Source organism: Sulfitobacter sp. HI0027 (assembly GCF_001634775.1).
Classification (GTDB): domain Bacteria; phylum Pseudomonadota; class Alphaproteobacteria; order Rhodobacterales; family Rhodobacteraceae; genus Sulfitobacter.
Genome location: NZ_LWER01000241.1, coordinates 1 through 744, shown reverse-complemented (window position 1 = coordinate 744; position 744 = coordinate 1). Strand labels below are relative to the sequence as shown.

1 protein-coding gene is annotated in these 744 nt (G+C 55.6%); it reads left to right on the top strand.

Translation table 11 applies throughout. The annotated features are described in order from the left end of the window. On the top strand, positions 1–730 hold a 730-nt coding region (locus tag A3722_RS14970; protein ID WP_082849507.1), incomplete at its 5' end, for a Gfo/Idh/MocA family protein. Between the last annotated feature and the right edge of the window lie 14 nt (positions 731–744).

Genomic DNA, 744 nt, shown 5'->3' with positions numbered 1-744 from the left:
GGCACATAAGGCCGCCAACAAAGTGCTGATGTATGGCTTTAACCACCGCCGTCACGCGGCTGTCATCAAGATGAAGGAACTCGCCGACAGCGGCGAGATGGGCAAGGTCCTCTGGATGCGTGGCCGCTACGGCAAATCTGTCGATGGTGAATATCTGCAAGGCTGGCGTGCGAACAAAGAACTCGCCGGGGGCGGGATCCTTTTGGATCAGGGCATCCATATGCTGGACCTGTTCCTCCATATCGGTGGTCAGCCCTTCGACGAGGTGCAGGCCATGGTTTCCAGCCTCTACTGGAAGACCGAAGGCATCGAAGACAATGTCTTTGCCATGATGCGCAACAGCGAAACGGGCATGTGTGCCCAGTTGCATTCCACCATGACCCAATGGCGCCATCTCTTCTCGCTCGAAGTGTTTTTGGAAAAAGGCTATATGGTCCTGAACGGTCTCAAGACCGGCTCTGGCACCTATGGTGAAGAATTGCTGACCGTCGCACGCAACCGCAGCCGCGCCCCCGCGGCCACCTGGCAAGAAGAAGAGCGTTTCGAATACCCGGTAGATACGTCTTGGGCCTCGGAGGCTGCAGAATTCTACGCCGCGGTGATGCAGAATGTTCAAACCCATGGCACGGTCGAACATGCCATCGGCGTCATGGATTTGGTTGATAGGATTTATGCCAATGATACCCATGTCAAAGGCGATCTCTATACCGATTTGCAAGGGCGCGACTGAACGCCTTTACCTCC